Source organism: Pseudoalteromonas 'SMAR' (assembly GCF_048515945.1).
Lineage (GTDB): Bacteria > Pseudomonadota > Gammaproteobacteria > Enterobacterales > Alteromonadaceae > Pseudoalteromonas.
In genome coordinates this window covers 78,107-95,074 of sequence record NZ_JBLWMW010000002.1, presented here as the reverse complement: position 1 = coordinate 95,074, position 16,968 = coordinate 78,107, and the positions used below count along the sequence as shown (strand labels likewise).

Genomic DNA, 16,968 nt, shown 5'->3' with positions numbered 1-16,968 from the left:
ACTTGCCCCTAAACATGCTAAATCATAAAACAGTAGCATTTTCAGGGGGCATACTTGTGTTTTCTCGATTTACCTTAAAAACAAAAATAATCATTTTTGCTAGCGCCATTTTTCTCTCGTTATTGGCCGTTGCTTTTGTTGGGTTGCAATCACTGCGCTACGCCAGTGAAAGCGACAATATTGCGCGTATCAATCAATTAATGAAAAGCACCGTCAATATTGTTGAGCAATTTGAGCAATTTGCCAGCCAAGGTAAGCTCACTGAAAGCCAAGCTAAGTCCTTGGCCACACAAGTCCTTCGCGAGAATAAGTATCATGACTCTGAGTATGTTTATGTCGTCAATGCCAAACTAGACTTTATCGCTACACCGCATGAGCCAGAACTTCATGGCACCAGCTTTAACGATTTTAAAGATGCCAACGGTAATAGCATAGGTGCCATGGTAGAGCGCCTGGTGGGTAATAAAGTAGGACAGATAATTACCTATAACTGGAACTCTGAGCGTGAAGGAGAGGTCGTTGATCTCACTTCTGTGGTGCAAAAAACGCCAGGATTTGGCTGGTACGTCGGCACTGGAATAAGCTACAAAGAGGTCAATGAACGCTATTGGGATACTGCGATTTGGTTAGTCGCTTTATCCCTCGTGGTGGCCGTAGCACTGACCTTTGCACTGGCCAGATTTGGCTTGTCCCTTAACAATAAGCTTGGCGCCGAAATCAATGACGTGTTAGCGATTGTGAAGCAAGTCTCACGCGGTAACCTGACCAGCTCCATAGCCACCAATCACTGCAAAGACTACAGTATTCTGGCTGCTATGGCGTATATGCAAGACGGTTTAAAAGGTGTCGTTGAAGGCTTAAAGCAAGCAAGCCAAGCACTGCAAAGCCAATCCCATGACAGCGAAATTCGCTCCGAGGAACTAGAGCAACTCACCAAAAGCTTAAGTTCAGAAACCCAAATGGTTGCCTCGGCCATTACTGAGCTTACCGCCTCAGCGCAAGCCGTTGTTGAGCACGCTGAGCAAGCAGCCGATTTTGTCAACGATGCCGAACAACAAGGTGATGCCGCAGATAAATTAACGGCGCAGGCTGCCAATGAAATTGCCCTGCTTGAGCAGCAAATTGACAGCGCTGGTAATAACATTCAGGTGCTCGATGAAGAGGTGGCAAATATTGCTAACGTTCTGACCGTAATCCAATCCATTGCCGAGCAAACCAATTTATTGGCACTGAATGCCGCCATAGAAGCGGCTCGTGCTGGTGAGCAAGGTCGTGGCTTTGCCGTGGTGGCCGATGAAGTCAGACAGCTTGCACAGCGCACGCAAACCAGTACCGAGGAAATACACACCATGATAACCAAGCTGCAAGGGGCAACCCAAGATGCCAAAGCTTCAGTAACCCTCAGCATCAACACCAGTGAGAAGACTGTAGCCATGTCTGCCAAAGCTTCTGAGGCATTAGCGCAAGTGGCAGGCTCGTTAAAGTCGATTTCGCAGATGAGTCATCAAATTGCCCATGCCGCAAAAGAGCAACTGGATGCCGGAGAAGACACCGCACAACGCGTAGTTATCATCTCTGACACGGCAGAAAAAACCGCAAGCGTTTCAGCGAAAGCGCACCAAGCAACGGACACCATTAAGTCGCTTTCAAGTAACCTAGAAGCTGAGATGGCCAAATTCAAAATATAAAATCTTTAAATTTATTATATAATTCAGCGTCTTATTCTAGTGTAAACTTTATAAAACTAATGACACATTAAATTCTTTAATTTATTATTCACCTTGTGTTTATTTAGTGTTAAGTTTGTACCTGTAGAAAGTATAAATGATGGTGGTGCTTGCGTTAGTTCGCGCTCTACGGTTGTATCGTTATGTGCTTACTACATTGTGGTTAATATAAAATACCAACAAACCATGTTCGATTGCTTGAGTTAATCAAGCCTACTCAATAAGGAATATGAAAATGCAAAAACTTAATCTAAAAGAATGTAAAAAAGTATCTGGCGGCGGTATCTTTGAACCTGATGAGCCAAAATCTGAAGACAAAGGCTAACCTCTCCAGTAGTACATTATGAAAAAAAACTTTTCTATTAAAGACCTACTGTTACCGTATGCAGTGATAGGGGTAGGTCTTTTTGTGTTGTATGATATCCGCTATCACTTCTTTTTAATTTACCTTATGTCTGTGTCAGCGCTGTTAGTAGTTGGTACGCGATTAAAAGACATAAACATTTGCACCCTCGCTGTTTTAGTGGTGATCCCTTTCACTTTAGAGGTGGTGATATTCTCATCCGGTCTTGTCAGTTTATCTTCAAGTGAAAACAGTCGCTTAGTGCAAAATAGTATTATTTTTGGCATCCATTTCTTAATTAACCTCACGGTTGTTATCCCCCTCACCTATCGAGTTGAGATAACCAAAAAGCTGTTTCCGAAATCACAAGTAAAGTTTACCTTTGCCGATCAAGTTCTGCCATGGTTAGCCATTTTTGGGGTGTTTATTAGTTTTGCAGCCTTAATGGAAAACTATTTACGCCATGCTAAAGGCGTTAACAGCACCATTTTCTTCTACAGCTTTGATGTCGCTGGCTATATTATCTACGCCTCCAATATCGGAGTGCTGATGGTGCTAACTGCAATCAAATACAAAGAAGCATACGACTACGCTTTGCCGAGTCTGAGAAAGAAGCGTTAATCGCTAAAGTATGGATTAGTCAGCTCAATAGCCACACTGTTCAGTGGCTTTAACACGCCATACTTTTGTTGCAATGCCTGTAACTCACCCGTTACCATCATCTTTGTGAGCCCGTCACGTAACGCCTGTGCTAGTTCTTTTTTCTCTTTATTGACGAAAAAATAGAAGGCACTGGGGTAGGATAAATGGAAATCAGGCACTATCATCAGCTGGCTTTGCGCTTGCGCAATCAATTCAGAGTGTGCCTCTATCACAGAGCGGGGAAAGTAATCAGCTTTTTTATTCGCGATGAGGTTAAACATGACCTGATAATCGGCGATAGGACGCACTTTTAAGCCATTATAACTGAGTATTTTGGTATCCGGCCAATCATGACCCTGAACCGCTGTAAAGCGCTTTAAATCCTCTACAGAGCGCACATTTTTTATCGCCGGATAAATATCTTTATGGACCATCAACACCCGCTTACCAATTCGACCGCCATACAAAGGAACCTTGATTGCAATGGCTATTTGCTCTCGTACAGGACTGGTCATTGACCAATGCAAATCCACTTTACCGCGACTCAGTGCCATCAAAGTGCGTTGCTGATGAGGATGCACTTTTACATGCTCGATTTTGGCCGCAAACTTGGCAGCGTCAAGCGCAGCCTGCAGTAATTCATAAAGGTACAAATCACGATCGTAAAGTGTTCGCGACTCTTTTGCCACATAGATCAGTTGTGCGGCTTTTGCCTGTGTGGCGACCGAGCTCGCCGCTAATGCTGGCAGAAATATCGCCAGCAACCTCATGACCATTATAATCACCTAGATAAACTGATAAATTTCAGGTCTATTTGAGTTTATCAATACCGTGCGACCTCCCTTGAAGTCAACCTGTTTGTTGCAGTCGCACCGTGGCAACAGTTGGCTTGCGGCGGTTACAGACAAACAAATAGCTATTGCGATAGCGCTTCGCCTCTTTCTTGGCATCAGTGGCTAATGCCGCCACTTGGTGAGAGTTTACACAATGCTTTAGATCCGGCGTTACTAAGCCAATAGACAAAGTCAGCAGTGGTACAAACTGCTTTTGCCCTTCTCGGTTGGTTGCCCAATAGCCACCAGCATCTACATGCTCTGGGGTAAAAAAGGCTTTAGATTGGCGTTCAAACTCGCGAATAATGGTATGACACAACGGCTCAGCGGCATCGGTATCAAACACCACCATAAAATCATCACCACCAATGTGACCGACAAAACTTGGCGATGCTGAGCAGACCTCAACAGTAACCTCAGCCAACAGCTTAATGACACTATCGCCGCTGGCATAACCGTATAAATCATTAAATTGCTTAAAGTGGTTTAAATCGATATAGGCAAGTGAAAAGGCATGACCGCCTCGAAGACGCTGTTCAATGGCTTCATTGATGGCCACATTGCCTGGCAACATCGTCAGCGGGTTGGCGTGTTGCGCATGACGGATCTTTTCCTCGGTAATGTGCTTTAAAATGTCTCGCAACGGCGCCAAGCCTAAATACTGTCCCTCACGAGTAATAATGATGTGGCGACGAATGTCAAATTCATAGTCGGTGATTTGCTTGCTGACGCTGTCTAGAGGTTGCTGCTCATCAACGATTAATGGCTGCTTATCCATCAATTTGAGCACTGACTTTTTATCAAATAATGCGTGTCCGTAGGGGGCTGCAAATACTTCAGTGAGCTGATCGCGGTGCAACAGGCCTACTGGCTGACGTTGATCGTTCACCACCGCCAAACTGGTTAACTCGCGGTCTTGCTCAAATAACCGATGGGCATCAATACACTGGGTACAAGTATGAATAGCGCTCGCGGCTTTAGCAAGCCAGCCAATCGCCATCGACTGCTCGAGCTCGCTCTTTGACTCAGGCTGTGGATGTTGTTGCGACTGCAACAACTTGAGCTCGGTATCTGGGTGTTGCTGTGGCTTTGCAAGGAGATAGCCTTGGGCGTTAACAATGCCTAATTGCTCCAGCAGCTGCAGCTCTTCTATGCGCTCAATCCCTTCAGCTATGACTTGAGTATGGGTGGCTTTAGCTAATTCTATTATGGACTTCAAAAACTCGCGCTTAACCACGCTTTGGTCGCAATGATCAATAAAGTAGCGATCCACTTTGACGTAGTCCGGCGCTAACTCTGACCACTTTCTTAAACCAGAATAGCCGGCCCCTAGATCGTCAATGGCGATATGAAAGCCTAGATCACGGTAGTGAATAATGGTGGTTAATAACAGGTCGGCATCATCTACTTTATCTTGCTCGGTAACCTCAATGACGATGCGACTGGGGTCTAAGCCATACAACTGAGTAAGGTGACGAGTTTCGCCCTTGGGATGGGCAGGATCCAATAAGGCTTTTGGGCTAACGTTAAGAAATAACTTGCCCGGCAGCTGTAATGCCACAAAGTTTTTTATCGCCGATTCCCGGCAAACAATCTCTAACTCGGATAAGCGTTCACATTGTGCCGCCGTAGCAAACAGCGCATCAGGCATTTCCAGCTCTGAGCCCGCTTTACCTCGACTCAAGGCTTCAAAGCCTAAAATTTGCCGGCGATTCAAAGCATAAATAGGTTGAAATAGCGTGAAAATCGCTTTTTCTTTTATTATGTTGTTAAGTAGTTCGGTTCGCGAAAATCCCACAATGGTGTATCACTCTATGAAGATATTCGCGAACGTTAACAACTGTGTATGACATATATATGTCAACCGGGTGAAATCTAACCGGTCAGTGATTGAGGATTATTCATCCTCATGGTGTGTTTATTTTAGCGCTCGTTCTACTTGATCAAAATGCGCGATCACTTCAACCATTTCCATTTCTGCACTTTGATAATCTTCACTGCTGTTAAAGCCCTTTATGGCGATCGCTTGGACAGTTGCTGGGTGCACCAACAAATCCTTGGCGTGATAGCACACTGGGTCATCAAACTTTGGCAACTTGCCATCGGCATGATAACCAGTTTCGATCTCTTCCAGTGGCAAAGTTGGAATAATGTCGGCCGCTTTATCTAAGGCATCAAGATAGGTTTGACATTGTGGATACTTAGCAACAAAGTCTTTCAATAAACTGCGAGATAAGGTCACAAGCTCTGCCGATTGTTGTGCTAATTGTGGTGCCTGTTGTTCAATTCGAATGTCCGCCAGCAATGATTCTGCTTGTGTTTTGTATTGCGCAAGCGCCGTGTTTGCTGTTTTTTTCTCAGCTTGATTTTGTTGCTCTAACTCAGGCTGTTTTGAGCAAGCGGTGAGCACCGACAGCGCCCCTAAAGTGATAATGAGTTTACGCATAACGCTCTCCTTTACTGATAACGATTATCATTATACACCCCTGTCATATTTTAGAAATAAAAAAAACGGCTAATATAGCCGCTTTTTTCGTATCAAACCGGAACAAATTTAAGGCATTGGGTCTAAATCGGCCCCTTCCTTTTCCACTTCTACCGGGATCAAATCTTCTTTACTCACACCCATAGCAACCGCTACTGAGCTGGCAACATAAACCGATGAGTAAGTACCAATAAATACACCAAACAGCAAAGCCGTAGCAAAGCCATGAATAGTTTGGCCACCCCAAACAAACAGGGCTATCAGTACTAAGATGGTTGTGATTGACGTCACCAAGGTACGGTTTAAGGTCTGAGTAAGTGAAATATTGATAATCTCTAGAGTGTCATCAATACGCACTTTACGGAAGTTTTCTCGAATACGGTCAGATACCACTATGGTATCGTTGAGTGAATAACCTATCACCGCGAGTATCGCCGCTAAGATGGTTAAGTCGAACTCAAGACCTAAGATAGAGAATAACCCCATGGTCAGAATAACATCGTGAAATAACGCTGCCACAGCCCCCACGGCAAAACGCCACTCAAAGCGGAAAGCAACATAAATCAAGATGCAGATAAGAGCTGTCAGCATGGCCAAGCCACCCTGCTCTTTAAGATCTTCACCAACGCTTGGGCCGACAAATTCAATGCGGCGCATCACCACGCTGTCATCGGCTTTTTTCAGCGCGGTAACCAACTGGTTACCCAATACCTCTGCTTTAACGTCATCACCACGAGGTGCCAAACGCACCAATACATCTTGGCTCGAGCCAAACAGCTGTACGGATGCATCGGCAAAGCCATTCTCAATTAGTACTTTACGAACTTTGGCTAAATCCGCAGGTTGCGAAAAGCCCACTTCTACCGCAGTACCGCCGGTAAAATCGAGGCCAAAGTTCAAGCCTTTCACCATAAACGAGCCAATCGAGGCAAGAATGAGCAACGCCGAGAAGGCCATCGCCAACTTGCGACCTGACATAAAACGGATAGTGCTTTTCAAGTTTAATAATTGCATGTCCGTCTCCTAGATTGATAGCTTAGTAATACGTTTGCCACCAATAACTGCATTGATGACGGCACGCGTACCGATAATTGCGGTAAACATCGAGGTAAGAATACCGATAGCCAAGGTAACGGCAAAGCCAGCAATTGGGCCGGTTCCCACTGAGAACAAGATCACCGCGGCAATCAAGGTAGTGATGTTGGCATCAAAAATCGTACTAAAGGCACTGTCATAACCGTGGTGTACGGCTTGTTGTGGACTTCTGCCTTCCAATAACTCTTCACGAATACGCTCAAAGATAAGTACGTTAGCATCAACTGCCATACCTACCGTCAATACGATACCGGCAATACCAGGTAGCGTTAACGTTGCCCCTGGGATCATCGACATCACCCCGACTATCATGACTAAGTTTGCTGCTAGGGCAAGGTTCGCCACTAAGCCAAAGCCTTTGTAATACAGCAACATAAACGCCAGTACAAAAGCAAAGCCAAGTACCACTGCGGTCATACCAGCCTCAATGTTTTCTTGACCTAGGCTTGGCCCTACGGTGCGCTCTTCTACGATCTGGATAGGCGCTACCAATGCACCTGCGCGCAATAGTAAGCTCAGATTATGGGCTTCAGCTGGGCTATCGATGCCGGTAATACGGAATGAACTATTTAAGCGTGCCTGAATGGTCGCGACGTTAATCACTTCTTCCACTTTAATTGGTGGCAATGCTTTACCATTTTCATCTTTTTCACCTGACGGCTTATATTCAATGAACACTGTGGCCATGCGTTTACCAATGGCACGTTTGGTAAAGGCATTCATTTTCGCTCCGCCTTTGCTGTCGAGCTTAATGTTCACCTGAGGACGTTGATATTCATCCATACCAGATTGCGCACCAGTGATGTGTGTGCCTTCAAGGATCACCCGCTTTTTCAGTACCACTGGGAAGCCATCTTTATGTGGGATCACTTCGGTGCCCGGCGGAATACGCCCTTGGGCTGCCGCACGAACATCGGCGTTTTCATCCACCTCACGGAACTCTAAGGTCGCCGTAGCACCTAGGATTTCTTTCGCTCGTGCCGTGTCTTGAACGCCTGGTAACTGCACGATAATGCGCTCACCGCCTTGGCGTTGAACATTAGGCTCAGCAACGCCGAGCTGGTTAATACGGTTACGAATAATGGTTTCGTTTTGCTTGATGGCGTATTCGCGCAACTCTTTGTATTTCAGGTCGCTCAAACTTGAGAAGAAAGCTAAGCTGTCACTGCTGTCATTTAAAAAGTTATTACCTGGGTAGCGCTTTTGCAAAAAGTCCATGGCCGCGTCTTTGTCATCTTCAGAGCGCATTTTTACTTGCACACGATCGCTATTGGAGACTCGGCGTACACTGCGGTAGCGCAGCTTTTCTTCACGCAAATCGCTCTTGAAATCTTGTTCCATTTGCTCCAGCGCATTGTCCATCGCCGTTGCCATGTCGACTTCCATGGTAAAATGCACACCACCACTTAAGTCTAAGCCCAGCTTCATTGGACTAGCACCAATATTCTTCAGCCACTCAGGTTGTGCCGGAGACATATTGATAGCGGAAATATAATCATCGCTGAGGGTGTTACGCAGCAAATCTTGTGCTTTTAATTGATCTTCAACGTTTTTGAAACGCACCAACACTTGGCCATCTTCCAGTGCTGATGATTTTACTGTTAGGTTGTTTTTTTGTAGGGTTTCATTGACTTGGTCTAACACACTCAGTGTTGCATCTGCGCCTTTGGTGCCAGAAACTTGAATGGCCGGATCGCGGCCATACAAGTTCGGTGTGGCATAAAGGATACCGATAGCAAGCACCGTTAGAACAAGTAAGTACTTCCACATTGGAAACTTGTTTAACACAGGACTATCCCTTTATTTTTGTTCTTATAGAGACTTCATAGTACCTTTAGGAAGTACTGCTGAAACCGCTGACTTTTGCACAGTTACTTCGGTTTGATCATTCAGAGCGATCACTACAAAGTCTTTGTCATCAGCAACTTTGGTGATTTTGCCAACCAAGCCACCTTGAGTAAGCACTTCATCGCCCTTACCTAATGCCGACATTAGGTCTTTGTGCTCTTTTACACGCTTGGCTTGTGGACGGTAGATTAAAAAATAAAATACCAGACCAAAAATACCCAACATGATAAGCATTTCCATGCCGCCACCCGCTGGTGCGGCAGCAGCATTGCTAGCGTGCGCGTTTGAGATAAAAAAGCTCATTTCACTTCCTCGTTTATAAATTAATTATTTTCTGTTAAACCAACGTCGGCTAATTCCGGCACCGGAATACCGCGGCGCGCGTAGAAGTCGGCGACAAACTCGTCAAATGTGCCTTCTGATAAGGCGTTTCTCATGCCTTCCATTAACCGCTGATAGTAACGCAAGTTATGGATGGTGTTGAGTCGAGCGCCTAAAATTTCATTACATTTGTCTAAATGATGTAGGTACGCTCGTGAATAATTCTTACAGGTGTGGCAATCGCACTCTGCATCTAGTGGGCTGGTATCGGTTTTGTGCACGGCATTACGGATCTTAACAATGCCACCGGTTACAAATAAGTGACCATTGCGAGCATTACGGGTTGGCATTACGCAGTCAAACATGTCGATACCCCTGCGCACCGCTTCCACTAAGTCTTCCGGTTTGCCCACCCCCATTAAGTAGCGCGGCTTATTTTCCGGCATTTTATAGGCGCAATGATCTAAGATGTTCACCATGTCTTCTTTGGGCTCACCCACAGAAAGACCGCCTAAGGCATAGCCATCAAAACCAATTTCTTCCAACCCTTGTTGTGACTCGGCACGGAGCTCTGGGTACATGCCGCCTTGAATAATACCAAACAGGGCTGCAGGATTATCACCATGCGCTTCTTTAGAGCGCTTGGCCCATCTTAAGCTCAGTTCCATTGAGTCTTTCGCTTCTTTTTCCGTCGCAGGGTAAGGCGTACACTCGTCAAATATCATGACAATATCTGAGCCCAAATCACGTTGCACCTGCATCGCTTTTTCTGGCGATAGCATGATTTTTTCACCGTTTACCGGTGATTTGAACAGCACACCTTCTTCAGAAATTTTTCGCATCGCGCCTAAACTGAATACTTGAAAGCCACCTGAATCGGTTAAAATTGGCTTATCCCAATTCATAAAGTCATGTAGATCGCCGTGTTGCTTGATGATCTCAGTGCCAGGTCTAAGCATCAAATGAAAAGTATTACCTAAACAAATGTGCGCGCCAGTGTCTTTGACTTCGTCTGGCGTCATGCCCTTAATCGTGCCATATGTGCCCACTGGCATAAATGCAGGTGTCTCTACAACTCCGCGATCAAAAATCAAGCGGCCTCGGCGAGCCTTGCCTTGTTTGCGATCCAGTTCAAATTTCATCATTACCTCGTTGTCGGAAAAACAGTCCAACTTTGACTAAAAAACGGGCTACTCCAGCATCCAGAGCAGCGATCTTTCGATTCTACCAAGAATACCTGCGCAATTCTAATATTGGGCCAAAAATCTAAATCAAAAGGTTCTAACGCAAAATGCCCAGCAGAGCTGGGCATTAATACAATAAAATGACTCAATAAAGCGATTAGTTATCCTGCTTTTGCAAAAACATCGCATCGCCATAACTGAAGAAGCGATACTTTTGCGCAATCGCGCTGTGGTAAGCCTTCATGATGTTTTCTTGCCCAGCAAAAGCACTTACCAACATGATTAGCGTAGACTCTGGTAAGTGAAAGTTGGTCACCATGGCGTCGACCACGTTAAATTGATAGCCTGGGTAGATGAAGATATCGGTGTCGCCGTACAAAGGCGCAATTTCACCGCCGTTGGCCTTAGCTGCCGACTCCAATGAGCGCACAGACGTGGTACCAACCGCTATTACTCGCCCGCCTCTGGCTTTAGTCGCTTTGATGGCAGCCACAACCGACTCAGATACCTCAATGTACTCCGAATGCATGACATGCTCTTCTACCGAATCGACTCGCACCGGTTGGAATGTACCAGCTCCCACATGAAGCGTAACAAAGGCCATCTCTACACCTTTATCTTTAAGCTTCGTCATTAGCTCGTCATCGAAGTGCAGTCCGGCAGTAGGAGCAGCAACAGCGCCTGGCTTCTCACCATAGACGGTTTGATAGCGCTCTTTGTCTTCCTCGTCGTCAGGGCGGTCAATGTATGGCGGTAAGGGCATATGACCAATTTTGTCTAAAATAGCTAAAACATTGTCGTCACCGGCAAACTTTAGCTCAAACAGTTCACCATGGCGTTGTACCATTTCAGCGGTTGCTTGGCCTTCAAGCTCAATTTGCGTACCTGGCTTTGGTGATTTACTGGCACGGATATGGGCCAGCACGGTGTGCTCATCCACCACCCGCTCAACTAATACTTCAAGCTTACCGCCGCTGGCCTTTTGGCCAAACATACGTGCGGGTATGACTTTGGTATTATTAAAAATAATCAAATCATTGGGGGTGATCAGGTCCAGGATATCTCTAAATACCTTATGCTCAATCTCGCCACTATTGCCATTTAAAGTCAGAAGTCGACTACTGGAACGCTCCTTCATGGGGTGTCTAGCAATCAACTCATCAGGGAGCTCAAAACTAAAGTCAGCTACGCGCATATAAGGGCCTCAATAAAAAAAGTTTGCCAAGTCTAGTGCGCTGTTTCGGTGAAATCAAGTGCTTGTAACCTTACCTAAATACCTTTAATCTAGCGTGTCATACACAGTGGTCATATCAGCGCTGAATGCCCTTGATAATAGCAGCCGCGCCAGCCTGAGTATTCTATAAGATTAAACAATCACTTAGGGATTAAATTCGCGATGCTGCAAAGATTGTTTTAAGTATCAGGTAAGTACTTGTAAATAGCAGTCTGTGCCATCTATGATTTTAATTGCTGCAGTAACTGCATGAGGTTTTTCAACAGTGTCAAGACAACTAAAGCTACTCATCGTTAATGCCAGCGACTCAGAGCGACACACTTTAGTTAAAACGTTAACTGCATTGGATGTATTTACTATTGTTGCAAAGGCAGACTCACAAGATGCCTTAAGCCTGTTAAAGTGCGAGCCAGTTGATCTGGTGATCACCGGCCTCGATGTGGGCAAAATTGATGGCTGGCGTTTTTCTCGAATGATCCGCTCCGGCTTGCTTGCCACGCCCAAACACACTCCCATTGTGCTTATTCCACTAACCTATTGTGAGCGCATAGCAGAAACCACGGCGCGCAGCTACAGTATAGATGCCGTATTGCCGTTTGAACGCCAAGATATGCTGCCGCAAATTCTGGCCAATGTGCTTTCTACTCACTTAGAAAAAAGTAGCCGCTTAAATTTATTACTGCTAGAGCCTGATCAGCATCGTGCCAACGAAATATGTGAGCATTTATCATTAAACTTTGTTTGCACCCATGTCACCTCAGCCGACAAGGCCTTGGCGACCTTTTTACAGGGCAACTTTGCCATAGTGTTAATGGATACCACGGCCGATCTCAGTGGCTCAGCTGAAAGCTTAGTGGCCACAATATTAAAGCATAAACCCAGTCAAGCCATCGTGACTATCATTGATAAACGCGATGCCGATCACGCTGAACAATTACTGCTGCTCGGCGTTACTGACTTCGTTCGTGCCCCATATGATCTGCCATTTTTAAGTAAGGTCTGCGACCATGCCGCCAGGCGCGAAGACTTTATGGTGAGCTATGCGGAGTTCGCTAATAAAGTAGAACAACTCAGCCGCAGTGAGAACCGCTACAAAGATCTTTTTTCAGCTCACCAAAGAATATTACTGCATCTGCGTACCGTAGTGGTCGAACTTGATCTAAAGGGCACAATACGCTTTATCAATCCAGCGTGGGAATACTTGTCTGGTTACGGTATCAAAACAAGTCTAAATACCCAGCTGCAAGAATATATCGCTAAAGATGACCTCTGCACCATCAACGATGTCATTGAAGAGATTCAATCAGGTGAACGCCATTACGCTCAAATTGAAATACAGCTAAGCCATAAAGCTGGGCATTTAGTCTGGGTTGAGTGTCGCCTACAACTGATTAAAAATACCGCCAGTTCAGTGGCTATAACAGCCACACTAGATAATATTCACGAACGCAAACAGGCAGAGTTTAAACTTCGTCACTTGGCACTGCATGACAACTTAACCGGGTTACATAACCGCTACTATTTCGATCAGCAACTTAATCAACTTTGCTCGCAAGCGGCAACCAACCCAGCTGAAGAGCACGCGCTGCTGTACATCGATTTAGATCACTTCAAAATCATCAATGACAGTAAGGGTCACCAGCAAGGTGATATCGTGTTGAAAGAGATTTCTGAGCTGTTTGTTGGTATTATTGGTAAGCAGCATTTGTTTTTCCGTATTGGTGGAGATGAATTTGCCGTACTGCTAAGACACACCACCTTGCTTGATGCTCATATGTACGCCGAAAGCATCTGTGTTGCCATTGAAGGCCATAAGTTTCATTTTGAAGATAATGCCTACTCCATCAGTTGCTCCATTGGTCTGACGCAAATCACCTCAGAAAATAAAGATCCCAATGAGTGCTTAAAGCAAGCCGATATAGCGCTTTACATCGCCAAAGATCTCGGCCGCAATTTAGTACACTGCTACAGTAAAGAAGACCAACAGAATCAAACGTTACAAATTGGTTTAGAGTGGGGACACAGCGTAAGACAAGCCCTACAAAATGGTGATGTTGAGCTCCACTATCAGCCCATCTGGGACTTCAAGCAAAAGCAAGTCGCCTACTTTGAGGCGTTATTACGCTTAAAAATTAACGATGAGCTCATTTATCCCAATCAGTTTATTCCTGCTTTAGAGTTACTGAATGATACTTTTTTAATGGATCAATGCGTTATTCGTAAGGCTATCAAAGCATTGGCTGAGCATAATGTGCTCCAGCAAATTGCCATTAACTTATCGGCTCATTCGTTTTTGGACGACAGGTTACTTCCCCATATTCAGGATTGCCTGAGTGAATACGGCGTTGCTGCCCATTGTGTAATTTTCGAAATCACCGAATCGGCCAGCATTAATAACCTCAGTGCCACTCAATCGATGATTAAGCGCCTTAACGATCTGGGCTGTCATTTTTCTATTGATGATTTTGGTACAGGATTTAGTACCTTTAGCTACTTAAAACAGTTGCCAGCTCAACATGTAAAGATTGATGGCTCGTTTGTTCGCGACATGGTGAATGACCCAATTGACTTGGCACTGGTTAAAGCCGTCAATGACATTAGCCACTCTTTAGACAAGCGTTCGGTGGCTGAATATGTAGAAAACTCCGATATTTTTCATGCACTTAAGGAGATAGGTGTGGACTATGGTCAGGGCTACTTTATTTCCCGTCCCAAACCCGTTGAGCAGCTGGATTTAGATTTAAAATTATTTTAGTTGAGAAAACAGCACAGTAACATTTTTATACTAAAGACCACTTTTACTTCTTGCAAAGTCCACTATAATTAGTGTTATCGGTTTAAAATGTCGCCAGATAATAAGGTAACACCTTATTTTTGCTGACATTCAAAGGATTGAGTTACATCTTGCTATGGACTTCAAAGGAGGCACTATGTTGTCACTATCGCTGTTTTTACTCTTTGCAAATTTGGCTATTGCTTACCAGTGCTATCGCTACGCCAGCACTAAAGGCTATCCGGTAAAACTGTTCACAGCGCTGGGGTTGCTTCCATATTTCAACCTTGTGGTGTGGGTTTACCTGCTGTTTTTACCTAATCTCATAACCGCTAAAAACATCGAGCAAGCCTAATACTGCGATAGCGTCCCTAGACGCTTTCGCAGAACAGACCGCATCACCTAAACCTAAAACTGATACTGCTCGGCCGCATCAATGATGTCAGAGGCCGTGATTTTGCCTTGTACACATTGCTCTACTTGCTGCTTGCGGTATATCAGTATTTGTTTTTGCTGCGGCTCACTAATACTGGCATAAACAAAACTAATATGTTCATCATTAGGTAGGCTTCTCAGCCCACCACCATAGTCGCACAAACTGCGGGCAATGCTTTGCTGTAATTGCTCTTGAAATGCCTGCTGCTTGCGCTTTTGCTGCTCTTCTCGCTGAGCACGAGACGCTTCTAAATGGCTTTTCAGTTGCTCTTTTACCGCTTCCAGCTTGTCACCGCGCTGTGCTAACTGAGCAATTTGCTGTTCGATTTTCTCCAGTGCCTGGTCTAAGGCATCCGCTTGCTGCTCGGTGTTATGGCGCTGAGCAAACTCTAGCTCCGCTTTTTCACGTTCTAGCTCGCGCAATTTAATGCGATTTTCCCGTTCTTGCGCGATTGCTTCTCGAACTTTTTCGGCACTGTGTTGCACTTGCTCTGCCGCTGCCGAGTAAGCTTCTGAGAAGGCCTCAGCGATGGGTTCAGCAATCTCAGCTTCGGCTATATTGATATCAAATTCAGGCAAATCAAACTCACCGATTGCAGCCATGGTATGAATACTGTCAATTTCTCCTAACCAAGGGAGTGAATGGCGTTGCTTGAGGGATAAATTAAAAATGACGCCTTGTTGCCGTAAATAATACCCTGATACGGCAACCAACTGATCCTGAGTATCGTGTTTCAGCGCGCTGCTCAGAACCCGCTCAAAAATGGCAACCTCACGCTTCATTGCCGGCTCTGGCACTTCTGTGGCGGCCAGGCTGGCACTAAAAGCGGCTAGTGCGGTACATAAATAAGGTAATAGTTTCATGGTTTTCCTCGATATTGAGCGAGCCTCGGACTCGGAGTTTGCTCAACTTGTTGTGTAATTTCATCTAACTGTAGCCGTAATAAAGCCTGATCTTGCGCTCGTTGTGCTTGAATAAGGTCGACGACATTAGCAATCGCTAAGTTGCGCTCTTTGCGATTTTGTTCCACCACCTTAGTTGCCAACTGTGCCAAGGCATCACGCTCTAAACTACGCGACTGCTGCAATTGCTCCAACATCAGCTGAATGCTGCGTTGCTGCTTGCTCGCCTGAAGCTGTTGTTGCTGTATTTGCTGCTGTAAGCCTTGATTTTGCAACCACAGCCCTGCCACTCCTAATGCCACCACCAACCAGCCCGCAACCATGGTATACGAGGTTTTAGCCGCAGCAGGTAAGTTCACAGCGACGTGACGCGGCACAGTTTGCTCCTGATATTGTCGCGCTCGTGCTCGCCATTGCTCAGCTGCTGCCATCATTTCACGGTAATCACTGCTGCCCTGTAGCGCTGCCATTTCAGTTTCGCTTAACGCTTGATCATCGAGCCACTTTTCAAAAAGTGCGTCTAAATTAGCCATGATGGTCTACCTCAAGTTGTCCTTTAAGTTTTCCAAGTGCACTGTATAGCCTCGCTTTTACGGTATTAATGGATAAGTCTAATTGGTCTGCTATTTCAGCAAAGGTGTATTGCTGAAAAAACTTTAACTCCACAATGAGTCGCTGTTCAAACGGCAGCTCCCTGAGTGCATTGTGGATCTCAGCATTACTTTGCTGTTGCTGCAAACCACTGCCTGGGCCGTCACTGAAAGCTTGTGGCTCATCCGTTGTGACGCTCTGCAACTGATGTTTGCGCATATGATCCACGATCCGCGCATGAGTAATGGTAAACACCCAAGTAGAAAACTTGGCACTGCCATTAAAGCTGTGGAGGTTGCGAAACACACTGACAAAAACCTCCTGACAAATATCGGCCGCATCTTGGCTATTACCCACCAGCCGTAAACACTGGTTAAATACCCTTGACTGATGTTGCTGACAGAGCGACAACCATGCTTTTTCGCTGCCTTGCTGCGCACGTTTAATTAATTGTTTTTCACTGGTAAAAAACACGGCTCCACTCTTGCTGGCTTTTCTTAGTTAATCGTAGTCAATGATGAAAAAGTTGTGTGCAGCAGAGAGTTTTTTTGCGA

15 protein-coding genes are annotated in these 16,968 nt (G+C 45.4%); 4 read left to right on the top strand and 11 right to left on the bottom strand.

Going from position 1 to position 16,968, the window contains the following annotated elements; genetic code table 11:
- The first annotated feature begins 56 nt into the window (after window positions 1-56).
- On the top strand, window positions 57-1,688 hold the full coding sequence (locus ACNKW2_RS01710; RefSeq protein ID WP_419147004.1) for a methyl-accepting chemotaxis protein: 1,632 nt from the start codon (window positions 57-59) through the stop codon (window positions 1,686-1,688).
- Between the two features lie 382 nt (window positions 1,689-2,070).
- Window positions 2,071-2,691, top strand: a complete 621-nt coding sequence (locus ACNKW2_RS01705) for a hypothetical protein (RefSeq protein ID WP_419147003.1) — start codon at window positions 2,071-2,073, stop codon at window positions 2,689-2,691.
- Here the strand turns inward: ACNKW2_RS01705 and ACNKW2_RS01700 are convergent.
- The 8 genes from ACNKW2_RS01700 to queA all read right to left on the bottom strand — a co-directional run bounded on the left by ACNKW2_RS01700 (window position 2,688) and on the right by queA (window position 11,673).
- On the bottom strand, window positions 2,688-3,482 hold the full coding sequence (locus tag ACNKW2_RS01700; RefSeq protein WP_419147068.1) for a substrate-binding periplasmic protein: 795 nt from the start codon (window positions 3,480-3,482) through the stop codon (window positions 2,688-2,690). The genes ACNKW2_RS01705 and ACNKW2_RS01700 overlap by 4 nt on opposite strands.
- Window positions 3,483-3,561: 79 nt before the next feature.
- Window positions 3,562-5,343, bottom strand: a complete 1,782-nt coding sequence (locus tag ACNKW2_RS01695; RefSeq protein WP_419147002.1) for a bifunctional diguanylate cyclase/phosphodiesterase — start codon at window positions 5,341-5,343, stop codon at window positions 3,562-3,564.
- A 120-nt stretch (window positions 5,344-5,463) separates the two neighbouring features.
- Complete coding sequence (locus ACNKW2_RS01690; protein ID WP_336568680.1) at window positions 5,464-5,991, bottom strand: hypothetical protein; 528 nt, start codon at window positions 5,989-5,991, stop codon at window positions 5,464-5,466.
- 108 nt (window positions 5,992-6,099) lie between these two features.
- Window positions 6,100-7,044 (bottom strand): protein translocase subunit SecF, encoded by a 945-nt coding sequence (gene secF, locus ACNKW2_RS01685; protein ID WP_336568679.1) that lies wholly within the window; start codon window positions 7,042-7,044, stop codon window positions 6,100-6,102.
- A gap of 9 nt (window positions 7,045-7,053) precedes the next feature.
- Window positions 7,054-8,913: a protein translocase subunit SecD gene (gene secD / locus ACNKW2_RS01680; RefSeq protein WP_419147001.1), complete on the bottom strand. Its 1,860-nt coding sequence runs from the start codon at window positions 8,911-8,913 to the stop codon at window positions 7,054-7,056.
- A 24-nt stretch (window positions 8,914-8,937) separates the two neighbouring features.
- On the bottom strand, window positions 8,938-9,276 hold the full coding sequence (yajC, locus tag ACNKW2_RS01675) for a preprotein translocase subunit YajC (protein ID WP_336568676.1): 339 nt from the start codon (window positions 9,274-9,276) through the stop codon (window positions 8,938-8,940).
- 20 nt (window positions 9,277-9,296) lie between these two features.
- The gene (gene tgt / locus ACNKW2_RS01670) at window positions 9,297-10,436 is read right to left on the bottom strand and encodes a tRNA guanosine(34) transglycosylase Tgt (RefSeq protein WP_419147000.1); all 1,140 of its coding nucleotides are present in this window, start codon (window positions 10,434-10,436) and stop codon (window positions 9,297-9,299) included.
- Window positions 10,437-10,635: 199 nt separating this feature from the next.
- Window positions 10,636-11,673, bottom strand: coding sequence for a tRNA preQ1(34) S-adenosylmethionine ribosyltransferase-isomerase QueA (gene queA, locus ACNKW2_RS01665; RefSeq protein ID WP_419146999.1), 1,038 nt, complete (start codon window positions 11,671-11,673; stop codon window positions 10,636-10,638).
- A 304-nt stretch (window positions 11,674-11,977) separates the two neighbouring features.
- Here queA and ACNKW2_RS01660 point away from each other — a divergent pair, with 304 nt between their 5' ends.
- Both ACNKW2_RS01660 and ACNKW2_RS01655 read left to right on the top strand, forming a co-directional pair.
- Complete coding sequence (locus tag ACNKW2_RS01660) at window positions 11,978-14,467, top strand: GGDEF/EAL domain-containing response regulator (RefSeq protein WP_419146998.1); 2,490 nt, start codon at window positions 11,978-11,980, stop codon at window positions 14,465-14,467.
- Between the two features lie 175 nt (window positions 14,468-14,642).
- A complete protein-coding gene (locus ACNKW2_RS01655) occupies window positions 14,643-14,840 on the top strand; it encodes a hypothetical protein (protein WP_419146997.1) in 198 nt (65 codons plus the stop codon).
- A gap of 53 nt (window positions 14,841-14,893) precedes the next feature.
- On the opposite strand, the gene ACNKW2_RS01650 is transcribed toward ACNKW2_RS01655, so the two are convergent.
- The 3 genes from ACNKW2_RS01650 to ACNKW2_RS01640 are packed head-to-tail and all read right to left on the bottom strand — an operon-like array spanning window position 14,894 to window position 16,888.
- Window positions 14,894-15,784: a hypothetical protein gene (locus tag ACNKW2_RS01650; protein WP_419146996.1), complete on the bottom strand. Its 891-nt coding sequence runs from the start codon at window positions 15,782-15,784 to the stop codon at window positions 14,894-14,896.
- The gene (locus ACNKW2_RS01645; RefSeq protein WP_419146995.1) at window positions 15,781-16,356 is read right to left on the bottom strand and encodes a hypothetical protein; all 576 of its coding nucleotides are present in this window, start codon (window positions 16,354-16,356) and stop codon (window positions 15,781-15,783) included. Before ACNKW2_RS01645 ends, ACNKW2_RS01650 begins: the two co-directional genes overlap by 4 nt.
- On the bottom strand, window positions 16,349-16,888 hold the full coding sequence (locus ACNKW2_RS01640) for an RNA polymerase sigma factor (protein WP_419146994.1): 540 nt from the start codon (window positions 16,886-16,888) through the stop codon (window positions 16,349-16,351). Before ACNKW2_RS01640 ends, ACNKW2_RS01645 begins: the two co-directional genes overlap by 8 nt.
- Window positions 16,889-16,968: the final 80 nt, after the last annotated feature.

Excerpts from the sequence above, each read along its gene's own strand:
- ACNKW2_RS01705 (WP_419147003.1), top strand. The coding sequence starts at position 2,071 with ATGAAAAAAAACTTTTCTATTAAAGACCTACTGTTACCGTATGCAGTG.
- ACNKW2_RS01700 (WP_419147068.1), bottom strand. The coding sequence starts at position 3,482 with ATGAGGTTGCTGGCGATATTTCTGCCAGCATTAGCGGCGAGCTCGGTC.
- ACNKW2_RS01690 (WP_336568680.1), bottom strand. The coding sequence starts at position 5,991 with ATGCGTAAACTCATTATCACTTTAGGGGCGCTGTCGGTGCTCACCGCT.
- secF (WP_336568679.1), bottom strand. The coding sequence starts at position 7,044 with ATGCAATTATTAAACTTGAAAAGCACTATCCGTTTTATGTCAGGTCGC.
- yajC (WP_336568676.1), bottom strand. The coding sequence starts at position 9,276 with ATGAGCTTTTTTATCTCAAACGCGCACGCTAGCAATGCTGCTGCCGCA.
- tgt (WP_419147000.1), bottom strand. The coding sequence starts at position 10,436 with ATGAAATTTGAACTGGATCGCAAACAAGGCAAGGCTCGCCGAGGCCGC.
- queA (WP_419146999.1), bottom strand. The coding sequence starts at position 11,673 with ATGCGCGTAGCTGACTTTAGTTTTGAGCTCCCTGATGAGTTGATTGCT.
- ACNKW2_RS01655 (WP_419146997.1), top strand. The coding sequence starts at position 14,643 with ATGTTGTCACTATCGCTGTTTTTACTCTTTGCAAATTTGGCTATTGCT.
- ACNKW2_RS01650 (WP_419146996.1), bottom strand. The coding sequence starts at position 15,784 with ATGAAACTATTACCTTATTTATGTACCGCACTAGCCGCTTTTAGTGCC.
- ACNKW2_RS01645 (WP_419146995.1), bottom strand. The coding sequence starts at position 16,356 with ATGGCTAATTTAGACGCACTTTTTGAAAAGTGGCTCGATGATCAAGCG.